We start from the raw sequence: 12,960 nt of genomic DNA, 5'->3' as shown, positions 1-12,960 counted from the left end.
ATGCAAGCCACTGAAGCCAATTTCGACGGCCTGGTCGGCCCGACCCACAACTACGCGGGACTCTCGTTCGGCAACGTCGCGTCGCAGAACAACGAGAAGTCGGTTGCGAATCCGAAGGCGGCCGCGCGGCAAGGCCTGCGCAAGATGAAGCAACTCGCCGATCTCGGCTTTCATCAAGGCGTGTTGCCGCCGCAGGAGCGTCCGTCGATGCGTCTGTTGCGCGAGCTCGGTTTCTCCGGCGACGACGCGACCGTGATCGCGCGCGTGGCCAAGGACGCGCCCGAGTTGCTGGCCGCGGCGAGTTCGGCTTCGGCGATGTGGACCGCGAATGCGGCGACGGTGAGTCCGTCCGCGGATACGCACGACGGCCGCGTGCATTTCACGCCGGCCAATCTGTGCAGCAAGCTGCATCGCGCGATCGAACATGAATCGACGCGCCGCACGCTGCGCGCGATTTTCAACGACGCCGACCGTTTCGCGGTGCACGAGGCACTGCCCGGCACGCCGGCGCTCGGCGACGAAGGCGCGGCGAATCACACGCGCTTTTGCGCGGAATATGCGGCACGTGGCGTCGAATTCTTCGTGTATGGCCGCAGCGAGTATCGTCGCGGGCCGGAGCCTAAGCGCTTCCCGGCGCGTCAAACCTTCGAGGCGAGCCGCGCGGTCGCGCACCGTCACGGCCTCGCCGATGCGGCCACGGTGTACGCGCAGCAGAACCCCGACGTGATCGACGCGGGCGTGTTCCATAACGACGTGATCGCGGTCGGCAATCGCAATACGCTGTTCTGTCATCAATTGGCGTTCGTCGAACAGAACGCGGTGTACGACGAATTGCGCTCGAAGCTCTCCGGTCTGAAGGCGGACTTCAACGTGATCGAAGTGCCCGACGCGCAGGTGAGCGTGGCCGACGCCGTCACCTCGTATCTGTTCAACAGCCAGTTGCTGACGCGCCCGGATGGCCAGCAGGTGCTGGTGGTGCCGCAGGAATGCCGCGAAAACCCGCGCGTGGCTGCTTACCTCGACGAACTGACGTCACGCTCGGGCCCGATCGACGACGTGCTGGTATTCGATCTGCGCGAAAGCATGAAGAACGGTGGCGGGCCGGCTTGCCTGCGCCTGCGGGTCGTGCTCGACGACGCGGAGCGCGCGGCGGTCACGCAAGGCGTGTGGATCAACGACACGTTGTTCGGCCGTCTGGATGCGTGGATCGAAAAACACTATCGCGACCGTCTCGCACCGGCCGATCTGACCGATCCGCAATTGCTCGCCGAATCGCGCACCGCGCTCGACGAACTGACGCAGATTCTCGGTTTGGGTTCGCTGTATGACTTCCAGCGCTGAGCGCGATATGCCGGTTTCGATGCTCGACGATTTCCTCGCCTACACGCTGGCGAGCACGCGGCCGGCCGCTGGTGAAGCACAAGGTACGTGTGCCGGTGGCGTGCGCTGGTCGTGGCTGGACGACGGCGTGCTGTTGATGGAACCGGCAACGCAGGAAGAGGGCGTGCGCAGCGTGCTCGTCTCTGCAGGCGTGCATGGCGACGAGACCGCGCCGATCGAACTGCTGGGGTTTCTGGTGCGCGATATCGCGCAGGGCACCGCCGCGTTGACTTGCCGCCTGCTGGTGATTCTCGGCAACGTCGACGCAATGCGCGACGCCTGCCGCTATCGCGATGACGATCTGAACCGCCTCTTCAGCGGCCGTCATCTGCAGGTGCCGCAGAGCTACGAGGCGCCGCGTGCCGCCGCGCTGGAGCAGGTCGCGACGCAATTCTTCGCGGCAGCGCCGGATCAACCCGGCGCGCGCTGGCATATCGACATGCACACCGCGATCCGCGCGTCCGCCTTCGAGCAGTTCGCGTTGCTGCCGCACACCGGCAAGCCGTTTTCACGCGCGATGTTCGAGTGGCTCGGCGAGGCGCGTATCAGTGTGGTGCTGTTGCACACCACCAAGGGCAACACGTATTCGCATTTCACCGCGCAGGTATGCGGCGCCGAAGCGTGCACGCTGGAACTCGGCAAGGTGCGTCCGTTCGGCCAGAACGATCTGACGCGTTTCGCCGGTGCCGATCACGCGGTGCGTCATCTGCTGGCCGGCATGCGTGGTGAGGCGCAGGGGAATCTGCCACGGGCGTTCACGGTCATCGATCAGATCACCAAGCAAAGCGATGCGTTCGAATTGCTGGTCGCCGCCGATGTGGCGAATTTCACGCCGTTCGCGAAAGACACCGTGCTCGCGCGCGATGGCGAGTATCGCTATGTCGTGCAGCACGACGAGGAGCGGCTCGTGTTTCCGAACGCGACGGTCAAGCCCGGTTTGCGCGCCGGCTTGATGGTCGTCGAGACGACGCAGGACACGCTGTCGAAACTCGTGTAGGCCACCACGCAAGACCCAAACGTTGCGCGCCTCGGCGCGCAACGTTTTCCCTCAGGCCGCCGCCTAGGCCGCGTTCGCGCGGATCAAGCCTTCGGCCACCATCGCTTCACGCACCTTCGGGCGCGCCGCTACGCGCTCCAGATACGCACCCAGCTTCGGATAAGCACCGAGATCGATCGACAGCATGCGTGCCCAACTCAGCACCGTGAACGCATAGGCATCGGCGACCGAAAACTGTCCCGTCAGATAATCGCGTGTCGCCAGCACACGCCCCAGTTCGCCAAAACGCGTGGCGAGTTTCGCGCGGCATTCGGTCTTCGTCGATTCGGCGGTCTCCTGATGCCAGAGCCAGGGACTGAACGTCTTGTGCAACTCGGTGCTGATATACGTGAGCCAGCCGAGCGCTTCGAGCCGTTGCAGCGAACCCGCAGGCGGCAGCAAGCCCGCCTCGGGCACGAGATCGGCGACGTATTGCAGCAGCGCGGCGCCTTCCGTGTGGCGCGAGCCATCGGCGAATTCGAGCAGGGGCACATAGCCGCGCGGCGAGATCGCGTAATAGTCGTCGCCGTTGGCGAGCTTGTGCGTTTGCAGATTGACCTTGACGCCTTCGAAGTCGAGATCCGCTTCGCGCAGTGCAATGTGAACCGCCAACGAACAGGCGCCCGGTGAATAATAGAGTTTCATGATGGTTTCGCTATGAACGGGAGTGAAGTTGCCGGCAGCTGCCGGTGGCGAGGCTCGTCGGCCGACAAGTCCATGTGGTAAAAGTAGCCCGGATCGGATTCCGAATAAACAGGCGGCTTGCCAAACCATGCGTGCAAAAACGCAATACGAACTGACTTCGGCGGATACGCAGACCATTCTCGCGCTGGTGCGCGCCGGCACGCTGGCGGAAGCCGCGCAGCGTTTGGGTATCGACGCCTCGACCATCTTTCGCTCGGTGCAGCGGATCGAACGCGGGCTGGGACAGCGTCTGTTCGAGCGCTCGCGCAGCGGTTATCGCGCCACGCCGCTCGGCGCGCAACTGGCGCGACATGCCGAGCGCATCGAAAGCGAACTCGCCGCGGCGCGCTCCACGGTGCAGGCGAGCAGCGACCGCGTGTCCGGCAGTGTTCACGTGACGACCACCGACACCGTGCTCTACGGCCTCGTGTTGCCCGCGCTGCATGATTTCGCGGCGTTGCATCCGGCGTTGTCGTTCGAACTGACCGCAGCCAACAGTCTCGCTAGCCTCACCAAGCGCGATGCCGATATCGCCGTGCGCGCCACGCGCCGCGCGCCGGATCATCTGGTCGGCAAGCACGTGGGCCCGCTGCGTATCGCGGTGTTCGCCGCCAGGAGCAGCGGCATCCACGCGAGCGATGTGGATGCGCTGGCGCGCTGCGACTGGGCCGCTCCCGACGCCTCGCTCGGCGATCACCCCTCCGTGTTATGGCGCAAGCGTCATTGCCCGATTGTCGAGCCGCGCTACAAGACCAACAGCGTGATGGCCGTGTTCGAACTCGTGGTGCGCGGTTTCGGCGTGGGCATCTTCCCGACTTTTCTCGCGCGCGGCCGCGACGATCTCGTGCAATTGACGCCGCCGCTCGACGAAGCCGAGTCGCAAGTCTGGGTGCTCGCGCATCCGGAGTCGCGGCATTTGCCGCATGTGGCTGCCGTCTATACGCATCTGTCGCAACAACTCAGTGGCGATTTCGCAGCCGGCGACGGCGCGCTTTAACGCGTTTGTCTTTGCCTGCACGCGACAGCTATTTACACCTTTACGCGTAAGCCCGAAGCGCGTGCCCAGCAACGCGCCACGCGGCGCGCCCGCAGGCGCGGCAAACGAAGCCTGTACAATCGCGGCCTCGCGGCTGTTGCGCTGCACCACACCGGCCGCACGAGTTTGAATCGCATTTTTGGCGCGGCAATCATGCTTGCCCGGATTCGGCTCCGTCTTATTCAATACCGTAGAGGAACACCCGTAATGAAGATGAATTGGCGAAACATGGCTGCGCTCGCGCTGTTCGCGGCGGCAACGGTTACGGCCGGCACCGCATCGGCTGCCGATATCAAGGAAGTGCATTTCGGCGTCGAGGCATCGTATGCGCCGTTCGAATCGAAGTCGCCGTCGGGCGATCTGCAGGGTTTCGACATCGACGTCGGCAATGCCGTGTGCGCGAAGCTGAAGGCCAAATGCGTGTGGGTCGAGAACTCGTTCGACGGTCTGATCCCGGCCTTGCAGGCGCGCAAGTTCAACGCCATCAACTCGGACATGACGATCACGGATCAGCGCCGCCAGGCGATCGACTTCACCGATCCGATCTACACGATCCCGAATCAGATGATCGCGAAGAAGGGCAGCGGTCTCGTGCCGACGCCGGCTTCGCTCAAGGGTAAGCATGTCGGCGTGCTGCAGGGCACGATCCAGGAAACCTACGCGAAGGCGCGCTGGGCGCCGGCCGGCGTCGACGTCGTGCCTTATCAGACGCAGGACCAGATTTACGCCGACCTCGCTTCGGGGCGTCTGGACGCCGCGTTCCAGGACGCGGAAGCCGCATCGAAGGGCTTCCTGAAGAAGCCGCAAGGCGCGGGCTTCGAGTTCGCCGGTCCGGCCGTCAGCGACGAGAAGCTGCTCGGCGCGGGCGTCGGCTTCGGCATCCGCAAGGGCGACAAGGCCTTGAAGGACGCGCTGAACCAGGCGCTCAAGGAACTGAAGGCGGACGGCACGATCGACCGTTTCGCGGCGAAGTACTTCGACGTGAAGGTGGTGTTGAAGTAACGCGCTACGCGTCTCACGCGATTCGTTGTATGTGATGAAAAACGGCCGCTATTGCGGCCGTTTGCATTTGCGCGGTGGCACGACATTGACGTCGATAGAAGCCTCGCCACGACGATCAACCGTTCAATCGTTCAACGCACGTTCGCTTCCGGCTGATCGAGATAATCGAACACCACTTCGCCGAGACCGAGCGTCAAATCGGCAATCAGATGACGCGCCTCGACGATCTCCAGCACCGGCAACTCGGCAACCGGCGCGAGCGCATGCGGCGCCAGTTCGAGCGCGGCCGGGCCGGTCCATGCGCCTTTCAGATCGATGTCCTGCAGGTAGTAGCGCACCAGTTCGCAGATGCGCGGGGTGCCGTCCACATGCGGAATCACCTTGAGCAGGAAGTTCGGCGTTTCGAGGCGTTTCTTCTGCTGCGCCAGATCGAGTTGACGATGCTTGTAGCCCATCGTGCCGGTGGCGATGCGCACCGGACCGTAGTCGAGCGTGCCGACGAGCGTGTCGGTATGAACGGCGAGCACCGGGTTCGCGAGCTTCTTCGGAAAGCCCCACAGTTCGCGGCCGCCGGCGATCGGCGGATGGTCGTCCAGATACATAGCCAGCGTGTAGCCGCCCGCCACGCCTTTGTACGACACCGGAATCACCTGGCCGCTTTCCGTGTAATCGCCGAAGCCCGTCGAGTCCGGCATGCGGATGAACTCGTAATGCACCAGCGGCTCGCCGATCTCGAGCGGCTCGGGCACGACGGCGCGCAGTTTGTCCGGATCGGTGCGGTAGGTGATGATCAGAAATTCGCGGTCGATGAACCGGTACGGGCCCATGGGAAATGCCGGGCTCGTGATCGGCATGGCGAAGGCATTTGACAGCACGCTTTTGACGTCCATGTTTTTCCTTGGTGGTTAAACGCGGTTGGAACGCTTCTGCACTGCACAAGAGTATCGGCGATTTTGCGCCGGATCGCTTTCAGACTCATCTCCAATTATTTCGAGATATTGCTTCACGGACGTGTCCGCGCATGGCGGCCTGAGCTAAAATCGGCAGACGCACCGCGGGCCACGGGCTTGACACCTTGGGCCGTGCTGACGGTGCAGCGAAAATCAAAATACAGCAGTAAGCGCCGGGGCGGCGCTTAGCGGGGGAGTGCAATGACCACCATCGCAATCGAGAATCCGGGCCACGCGGGTGCAACGGACGATGCGCAATTGAATGCCAGCTTCGCGCGACAGCCGATTCTGAATCGGGACGGCATGCTGTGCGGCTACGAGATCAAGGTGCGCGCACCGGAATGGACCGCGGACATGCTGGAGGCCGCACGAGCCCCCGCGGACGCGAACAGTGGTGCCGACGCCTCGTCGTGCCGCGCGCCCGATCCGGCGCAACGCGTGGCGCGAGCCATCATTCACGGCCTGCTTCAGGGCAATGTGCGCGGCGCGCTGACCGGGCATCCGGCTTATGTCGACGTCAGCCGCGAGATGCTATTCGACGACGCGATCCTGCGGCTGCCCGCCGAGCGCTTCATGCTCGAACTGGCGCCGGCGATCGAGTTCGACGAAGCGCTAGTGGCGCGCATCGTCAAGTTGCACGGCCGCCGCTATCGCTTCGTGCTCGACGAGGTGACCCAGCCCGACGAAACCTTCGCCAAACTGCTGCCTTACGCGGAAGTCGTCAAGATCGATTTCACGGGCGTGCCGCGCGTGCTGCTGCCGAAACTGGCGAGCGTGCTCAAGTCGGCGGGCAAGCTGCTGGTCGCCTCGGGAATCGACGCGCAAGCCGATTTCGAAACGGCCCATGGACTCGGCTTCGATCGCTTCCAGGGTTACTTCTTCGCGCGCGCACAGACCTCGGCGTCGCGCCGCGTCAGCGCGCCGCGCCATGCGTTGCTGAACCTGCTGCAACTCCTCTCGGGCGATCCGACCGTCGCGCAGCTCGAAGCCGAACTCAAGCTGAATCCGGTGCTGGTGATGCACCTGATGAAGCTCGCGAATTCCAGTGGCCTCGCCGTCGGCCACAAAGTCACGACGCTGCGCGAAGCGATCAACGCGACCGGCACCAACCGCATCGCGCGCTGGACGCAACTGCTGCTGTATGCCGACGGCCGCAAAGTCGCCCTCGAGGACGATCCCTTGCTGCAACTCGCGGCGACCCGCGCGCGCTTCATGGAACTGGCGATCGAGCGCTTGCCCGAAGCCGGCCGCGACGAAGCCGATGCGGCGTTCCTGACCGGCGTGTTTTCATTCGTCGACGCGGTGTTCGGCGGCTCGCTCGAAAGCACCTTGAACGTGCTGACGTTGTCGCGTCCGATCCAGGCAGGCATCCTGCATCGACAGGGCGTGCTGGGGCTGCTGCTGAGCGCGGTCGAAGCGCTCGAACGCGGCGCATGGGATGAGATCGAAACGCTGTGCGCGCGCTTGCAGCCGTTGACGGTGGAAGAGGTCGCGGAACTGGGGCTAGCGGCGGGCGCGTGGGCCGGTGTCGCGGACCGCAGCGCGGAAGGGCTGGAAAGAATCGAAGATTGAGGTCAGCGATTCAGCGGGAGGCCGCGGCATGCCATGCATGGCGGCCTCGGCGAGCCTGACTCGACTTCAACGTGGCGTCGGGCAAATACAGAACAGGTGAGAGTGAAGCGCCGTGATCAACGATCACGCCAGGTCTTCACATCGTCTCCATTTCCCGCATCTGCCCCAAGCCGAAAAAACGGCCTAACTCCTTGGCCAGTTCATTCAACACGCTCATCTCTTTCTGTGAGATGCGCCGTGGTTCCTGACTATGCGACCAGTCGCCGTAGAGCAGCGCCACGGTCGTGTCGCTTTCATCGACGACCGGCAGCAGCACGAAGGCGCGGGCGTCGTCGAATGAGCGGCGGAACCATTCGGGCAGGCGCGCGACCATCTTCGGGTCGCGTGCGTTCTCGATGAAGATGCCCACCGAGTTCGCGATCGCCAGATGAAACACGTCGGGCTCGAAGGCGGTATTGAAGGTTAGCTTGGGTAACGCCGCGTCGATCTTCGGTCCGAGACCGAGGCGCGCCTTGAAGGTGCCGTTGCTGTGCTTGACGAACACCACGGTGCGCGCAAAGCCGAGGCCCGCGAGCAGCGTTTCCGCGGCCATCGCCAGCGCCGGCTGGAGTGGACTGCCGTCGGGCAGGCCGCGCAGATCTTCGACGCCCACCGCGATGCGGGCCTCGGGATTGAGCGCCTCGCGCGCGATCGCATCCGCATTGGCGCGCAACTCGACGATTTCGCGCATCACGCCGTCGCCGCCTTCCTCGCGGGCGAGCGCCACGCTCATTTCGAGCAGCACTTCCGGATCGGTGTTGAGCGCGCCGCTATATTCCTGCGCCAGTTCGGAGATGCGTTGCTCGCGCTCCCAGTCCGGCATGTTCTGCTGGGTGAGCACGTCGGCGACCGCCGTCGAGTAATTGGTGATGGCGCGTAGCCACTGCACCTGGCGCGGCTGCGTGACGTCTTGCGGGTCGAACTCGCCCATGCCGGAGCGGATCATGTCGGGCAGACGCCAGCGCACGGCGGCTTCGGCGCCGATTTCGTCGAAGGTCACGCCTAGCACCAGCACGCAGGCATCGGCTTCGAGCGTGCCGTCGTCGATATGACGGCGAATCTGATCCCATTCGGCGTCGAGATAGAACACCACCAGCAGCTTGCCGATCTGCCGCATCAGCGTGCAGACCACGGCTTCTTCACCCGCGCGCAGATCGCCGCGTTCGGTCAGCTTGCGCGCGACGCAGCCCGACAGCAGCGTGCGGTTCAGTTCGAGTTTTGCGTCGATGCGGCGCGGCGCGCTGTGATGGAAGTGATCGACGATCTTCAGGCCGACCACGAGATGGCCGACCGCGTCCATGCCGAGCACCATCAGCGCGCGCGACACGGTCGTGATGTTGCCGCCGAACGCCATGTACATGGCCGAGTTGGCGAGCCGCAGCACTTTTTGCGTCAGCGCGAAGTCGGACAACACCACCTGCACGAGGCCGGTGAAGTCGAGGTCGTCATTGTTCATCGCCGCCATGGTGGAGCGCAGCGATTGCGACAGCATGGGGAAATCGCCGCGCTCGCTCATTCGCGTCCAGAGCCGGTCGAGCACCGCCGCCTTTACCATGTGAGTCCCGCCAAAGCCATACATGTTCCAATGAGTGCCACGCCGGCCAGAGGCCGGCTTGTTCCGCTGCATGAGCAGGCACATGAGCCGCTACATGAGTGCTTTGCCTGCATTGCTATGCGCTGTGCAAGTGAAGCGTGCGCGCTTCGAAACGCTGCGCGAGTTCGTCGGAGGGCAGCGCCTTGCAGACGAGCCACCCCTGGATGTGGTCGCATCCCATCTCGGTGAGCAGGGTGCGCTGCGCTTCCGTTTCGACGCCCTCGGCCACCAGTTCGAGATCCAGTGTCTGAGCGAGGCCCACGACAGCGCTAACGATTGCCTGATCGTTCCGGGAGGTTAGCAGATTCTCGACAAAACTCCTGTCGATCTTGAGCTTGGCCAGCGGGAAGCGTTGCAGGTAAGCCAGGCTCGAATAGCCGGTGCCGAAGTCGTCGACCGCAAAGCGGATGCCCATTGCCGTCAGGTCTTCGAGCAGGCCCTTGGCATGCGCCGGGTCGTGCATCAGCAGGCTTTCGGTAATCTCGAACACGAGGCGGCGCGGATCGATGCCGGTCAACTCGATCGCCTCGCGCACGGAGTCCTTGAAGCGCGGATCGCGGAACTGCTGCGGCGACACGTTCACGGCCACGTATTGCAACGCGATGCCTTTCGCGTCCCACTGGATCAGCTGCATGCAGGCCACCTTCAACACCCAGTTGCCGAGGAAGTTGATCAGGCCGATCGACTCAGCAAGTGGGATGAACATGGACGGCGGCACCAGTCCGTGCACCGGATGCAACCAGCGGATCAGCGCTTCCACGCCGACCACGCCGTGCGTGCGGCTGCTCGTGATCGGCTGGAAGTGTAGCGAGAACTCGCCGTTGCGCACACCGTCGTAGAGGTCGGCCTCCAGCTTCAGGCGTTCGGCGTCGGCGGGGTTGTCGTCGGGGACGTAGAAGGCGAGCGTGTTGCCGCCGGCCGCCTTGGCCTGCAAGAGCGCGTGGTCGGCCCAGCGCAGCAGGTGGGTGTCGTGGGCGGCGGTGTCGTTGGCGTGGCGCACGTCGGGATAGAGCGCGATGCCGATGCTCGCCGACAGATGCACCTGCTGGCCGTTGAATACATACGGCTGCTGGATCGCGGTCAGGAGGCGCCGCGCCAGCGTTTCGGCGGCGGCCGCCGCGTCGGTGCGGCTGGCGGCGGGCTTCACGAGGATCGCGAACTCGTCGCTGGCCACGCGCGCCACGGTCTCGCTCGGACTCGTCATATTCAGTATGCGGCGCGAGGTGTCGCGCAGCATTTCGTCGCCGGCGTCGTAGCCGAGCGCGCGATTCACGCGCTGATAGTCGTCGAGGTCGAGCAGCAGCAGCGCGGCCGGCGTGCCGTGCGCGTCGGCTTGCTGCTGGGCGTCGAGCAGCGCCGGGATCAGCGCCGACTGGTTGGCCAGATTGGTCAGGCGGTCAAGATGCAGCGCCTGGGTCAGGCGTTCCTCGGTGGCGCGCCAGGCCGACACGTCGAAACCGGCGATCGCATAGCCTTCGGTGCCGTCGTGGCTGCTGCGCACCACGCGCAGTTCGACGGTGATCGGGTAAGTGAGCGACTTGATCAGGCCGAGCGTGGCCTTCTCGACGTTGCCCGAGACGGCGGCGCGCGTCAGCAGGGTGTCGAGCCGGGGCACGTCCGCCGGCGCTACCAGGTCGTGCAGCGTGATGGTCTCGAGATACTCGCGGTGATAGCCGATGAAGCGCAGGCTGGCCTCGGACACATAGATGAAGCGCAGTTCGTCGTCGACGTGCGCCAGCAGGTCGACGGCGCCGACCACCTGTTCCAGTTGCGCAGCGCGGCTTGCGGCCGTCTGCGGTTTGCCGTCCACGCGCCGGCCGAACGCACGAAGCCGGTCGATGACCGTGCGCAAGGAGCCCCGGCGGGGCGCGGTGATCCTGTTCGCTTCCATGTTTATCGCTGGCAACCTGTATTCGTCTGCAGGCGGGGCGGCTCACTGCCCGCCGTTTAAGGGCGGTTGAGAGGTATCAGGCCGCCCCATCAGAACGAGATAACGACCCCTGCGGGGAAATCTTTAGCGCCTGCTGTAAAAAACACGTGGTAAGGAAACGCTTGCGCGGCTTGGCGGCGGCCCGGGACCGATTCAGTTAAAGTGCGGCTACTCGATGTCCGTTAATAGGACAAACCTCTGTTGTGCAGTGCCGGCTGAGACGTCGCTGCTGCGTAGCTTACCGAACACTTGCCCCGATGCTCCATGTCTGAACGCCATCAAGCCAAGGCCACTGCCCGGCACATCGAGGTGCTCGACGCAACCGCCGAAGGCGCTGAACCGCTGCCCGCCACGCAATTCGTCTATCTGGGCCGCCAGCCGATCCTCGATCGCGACGGCGCGCTCAATGCTTACGAATTGTTGTTTCGAGCCGGTGCGCATAACTACGCCGAAGTCACCGACGACGCCCAGGCGACGGCGCAGGTGGTGGCGCGCGCGATCGGCGGGATCGGCGTGCCGACGGTGCTGGGCCAGCATCGCGGCTTCGTCAATATCGACCGTGCGCTGCTCTTTAACGACATCGTCCATCTGATGCCGCCCGAGCGGTTCGTGCTCGAAATCCTCGAGACCGTGAAATTCGACGCGCAACTGGTTCGCCGTCTGGGCGAGCTGCGCCGCGCCGGCTTTCAGGTGGCGCTCGACGACGTGAGCGAACTGTCCGACGAGCTGATCGGCGCGCTGCCGCACGCCGACATCGTCAAGATCGACTTTCTGCAGACCGACCGCGCCGTGCTGCCGGACCTGGCGGCGCTGGTGCGCGGGCAGGGCAAGACGCTGATCGCCGAAAAGGTCGAGACGCGCGAGGACTTCGCGCTCGCGCATGAGCTTCGCTTCGATCTGTTCCAGGGCTACTTTTTCGCGCGGCCGCAGGTGCTGGCCGCGCCGCGCAACCGCTCGCCGCGGCCGGGCCTGCTGCGTCTGCTGGCGTTGCTGTCGCGCGATGCCGGCATCGTCGAGCTCGAAGCGGAGCTCAAGCTGAACCCGAGCGTGGTGGTGCAGCTGCTGCGCCTCGTCAATTCGAGCGCATTCGGGCTGGGGCGCAATATCGCGTCGCTGCGCGAGGCGATCATTGCCACTGGCACGCGGCAGATTGCGCGGTGGGCGCAACTGCTGCTTTACGCCGACACCGGTGACCTGCCGTGGCGCGCCGATCCGCTGGTGCAACTGGCGGGGACGCGCTCGCGCTTCATGGAGCTGGCCGCAGCCTGGCTGCGCCCCGCCGACGACGGATTCGCCGATGCCGCGTTCATGACCGGAATTTTTTCCCTGATTCACGTGGTGCTCGGCAGTTCGCCGGGCGCGGCGCTGGAGAAACTCGGCCTCGCGCCGCAGATTCGCGAAGCGATCGTGTCGCGGCGCGGCGAGCTGGGCACGTTGCTGCGCCTCGCCGAGGCAGCCGGCGAGGGCGTCGATGCGGCATCGATCGCGCTGGGCCCCGACGCGCCGGGCGGTTTCGTGGCCTTTACCCCCGAGGTGCTGGCCGAGCTGAATCTGTCGGCTGCGGCATGGTTCGGCGCGCATACCGAAGCGGCCGCCTGACGGGCGGACTGGCCGATCGCGCGCTTTCCCTGCGTTTGCGCTGGCCGCGTTCACGGCAACGACTTCTGCATCCTTCAGGCTGGTTCTGACGTACCTTGTGAGTACGTGGTCCAATAGCGAAGTTGGCCGACGTTCTCC

Annotated in this window: 11 protein-coding genes; 6 read left to right on the top strand and 5 right to left on the bottom strand. The window is 64.7% G+C overall.

Going from position 1 to position 12,960, the window contains the following annotated elements; genetic code table 11:
* Both astB and astE read left to right on the top strand, forming a co-directional pair.
* Positions 1–1,341: an N-succinylarginine dihydrolase gene (astB, locus tag P0D73_RS05635; protein ID WP_408179288.1), complete on the top strand. Its 1,341-nt coding sequence runs from the start codon at positions 1–3 to the stop codon at positions 1,339–1,341.
* Entirely contained in the window at positions 1,325–2,377 is a 1,053-nt protein-coding gene (gene astE / locus P0D73_RS05630) for a succinylglutamate desuccinylase (RefSeq protein WP_408280300.1), read from the top strand. The genes astB and astE overlap by 17 nt, the downstream gene beginning before the upstream one ends.
* A gap of 63 nt (positions 2,378–2,440) precedes the next feature.
* Here astE and gstA read toward each other — a convergent pair whose 3' ends face one another.
* Entirely contained in the window at positions 2,441–3,061 is a 621-nt protein-coding gene (gene gstA / locus P0D73_RS05625) for a glutathione transferase GstA (protein ID WP_408430211.1), read from the bottom strand.
* Positions 3,062–3,188: 127 nt separating this feature from the next.
* Here gstA and P0D73_RS05620 point away from each other — a divergent pair, with 127 nt between their 5' ends.
* Both P0D73_RS05620 and P0D73_RS05615 read left to right on the top strand, forming a co-directional pair.
* Entirely contained in the window at positions 3,189–4,097 is a 909-nt protein-coding gene (locus P0D73_RS05620) for a LysR family transcriptional regulator (RefSeq protein ID WP_408280305.1), read from the top strand.
* A gap of 246 nt (positions 4,098–4,343) precedes the next feature.
* Positions 4,344–5,138 carry an ABC transporter substrate-binding protein gene (locus P0D73_RS05615; protein WP_408280308.1) on the top strand — a complete coding sequence of 265 codons (795 nt, stop codon included), beginning with the start codon at positions 4,344–4,346 and terminating at the stop codon, positions 5,136–5,138.
* 131 nt (positions 5,139–5,269) lie between these two features.
* On the opposite strand, the gene P0D73_RS05610 is transcribed toward P0D73_RS05615, so the two are convergent.
* Positions 5,270–6,028 (bottom strand): acetoacetate decarboxylase, encoded by a 759-nt coding sequence (locus P0D73_RS05610; protein ID WP_132375039.1) that lies wholly within the window; start codon positions 6,026–6,028, stop codon positions 5,270–5,272.
* A 261-nt stretch (positions 6,029–6,289) separates the two neighbouring features.
* On the opposite strand from P0D73_RS05610, the gene P0D73_RS05605 reads away from it, so the two are divergent.
* Entirely contained in the window at positions 6,290–7,660 is a 1,371-nt protein-coding gene (locus tag P0D73_RS05605) for an EAL and HDOD domain-containing protein (protein ID WP_408430208.1), read from the top strand.
* Positions 7,661–7,796: 136 nt separating this feature from the next.
* On the opposite strand, the gene P0D73_RS05600 is transcribed toward P0D73_RS05605, so the two are convergent.
* The 3 genes from P0D73_RS05600 to P0D73_RS05590 form a co-directional block, all read right to left on the bottom strand.
* Entirely contained in the window at positions 7,797–9,254 is a 1,458-nt protein-coding gene (locus P0D73_RS05600) for an HDOD domain-containing protein (RefSeq protein WP_408179280.1), read from the bottom strand.
* A 115-nt stretch (positions 9,255–9,369) separates the two neighbouring features.
* On the bottom strand, positions 9,370–11,184 hold the full coding sequence (locus tag P0D73_RS05595) for a putative bifunctional diguanylate cyclase/phosphodiesterase (protein WP_408179279.1): 1,815 nt from the start codon (positions 11,182–11,184) through the stop codon (positions 9,370–9,372).
* Positions 11,185–11,391: 207 nt separating this feature from the next.
* Positions 11,392–11,664, bottom strand: coding sequence for a hypothetical protein (locus P0D73_RS05590; protein WP_243658274.1), 273 nt, complete (start codon positions 11,662–11,664; stop codon positions 11,392–11,394).
* A 45-nt stretch (positions 11,665–11,709) separates the two neighbouring features.
* On the opposite strand from P0D73_RS05590, the gene P0D73_RS05585 reads away from it, so the two are divergent.
* Complete coding sequence (locus P0D73_RS05585; RefSeq protein WP_408179278.1) at positions 11,710–12,822, top strand: EAL and HDOD domain-containing protein; 1,113 nt, start codon at positions 11,710–11,712, stop codon at positions 12,820–12,822.
* The last annotated feature ends 138 nt before the right edge of the window (positions 12,823–12,960 follow it).

The sequence above is a fragment of the Paraburkholderia sp. RL18-101-BIB-B genome (genome assembly GCF_046026985.1).
Classification (GTDB): domain Bacteria; phylum Pseudomonadota; class Gammaproteobacteria; order Burkholderiales; family Burkholderiaceae; genus Paraburkholderia.
The sequence above is the reverse complement of the archived record's forward strand: the minus strand, read 5'-3'. Positions and strand labels throughout refer to the sequence as shown.

Bases quoted from the DNA above. Each gene is read 5' to 3' on its own strand.
- astB (WP_408179288.1), top strand. From the start codon at position 1: ATGCAAGCCACTGAAGCCAATTTCGACGGCCTGGTCGGCCCGACCCAC.
- astE (WP_408280300.1), top strand. From the start codon at position 1,325: ATGACTTCCAGCGCTGAGCGCGATATGCCGGTTTCGATGCTCGACGAT.
- gstA (WP_408430211.1), bottom strand. From the start codon at position 3,061: ATGAAACTCTATTATTCACCGGGCGCCTGTTCGTTGGCGGTTCACATT.
- P0D73_RS05620 (WP_408280305.1), top strand. From the start codon at position 3,189: ATGCGTGCAAAAACGCAATACGAACTGACTTCGGCGGATACGCAGACC.
- P0D73_RS05615 (WP_408280308.1), top strand. From the start codon at position 4,344: ATGAAGATGAATTGGCGAAACATGGCTGCGCTCGCGCTGTTCGCGGCG.
- P0D73_RS05610 (WP_132375039.1), bottom strand. From the start codon at position 6,028: ATGGACGTCAAAAGCGTGCTGTCAAATGCCTTCGCCATGCCGATCACG.
- P0D73_RS05605 (WP_408430208.1), top strand. From the start codon at position 6,290: ATGACCACCATCGCAATCGAGAATCCGGGCCACGCGGGTGCAACGGAC.
- P0D73_RS05600 (WP_408179280.1), bottom strand. From the start codon at position 9,254: ATGGTAAAGGCGGCGGTGCTCGACCGGCTCTGGACGCGAATGAGCGAG.
- P0D73_RS05595 (WP_408179279.1), bottom strand. From the start codon at position 11,184: ATGGAAGCGAACAGGATCACCGCGCCCCGCCGGGGCTCCTTGCGCACG.
- P0D73_RS05590 (WP_243658274.1), bottom strand. From the start codon at position 11,664: ATGCGCACCGGCTCGAAACAACAATTCGTAAGCATTGAGCGCGCCGTC.